1 protein-coding gene is annotated in these 448 nt (G+C 62.5%); it reads right to left on the bottom strand.

The window, feature by feature from the left end; genetic code table 11:
- Positions 1-61: 61 nt before the first annotated feature.
- Positions 62-448, bottom strand: a 387-nt coding sequence (locus tag RAD16_RS41255) for an aminotransferase class V-fold PLP-dependent enzyme (RefSeq protein ID WP_458163708.1), incomplete at its 5' end; no start/stop codon positions are given.

Genomic DNA, 448 nt, shown 5'->3' with positions numbered 1-448 from the left:
TGCGGACGACAGCGCAAACCAGCCAGCTCTCGTGCTGGCGACGAAGCGGTAGGTGAAACGATCAGACCGCCGCGTTCGTAGACAGGCGTGCGACAACTTGGTCGATCTCGTCGACCGTCGTGTGCCTTCCCAGGCTGAAGCGGATCGCGCCCATTCCAGTCCTTTCGGGCACGCGCATGGCCGCGAGAACCGGTGAGAGTTCGATCTGACCCGAATGGCACGCCGAACCTGTCGACGCTGCGACATCGCGTAGCTGGGCCAGGATGTCCGCGCCTATTCTGCCAACGAACGACACGTTGAGGGTATTGGGCAAGCGATGCGTGGGATGGCCGTTGAGCGCGACGCCTTCACCGAACCTGTCTTGCAGAGCCTGCCATAAACGCTCGCGCAGAACTTGGACGTGGTTTATGGGGACAATATCCGCGGCCAGCGCACAGGCCGCCCCAAG

The sequence above is a fragment of the Bradyrhizobium sp. 18BD genome (assembly GCF_054185225.1).
The sequence above is the reverse complement of the archived record's forward strand: the minus strand, read 5'-3'. Positions and strand labels throughout refer to the sequence as shown.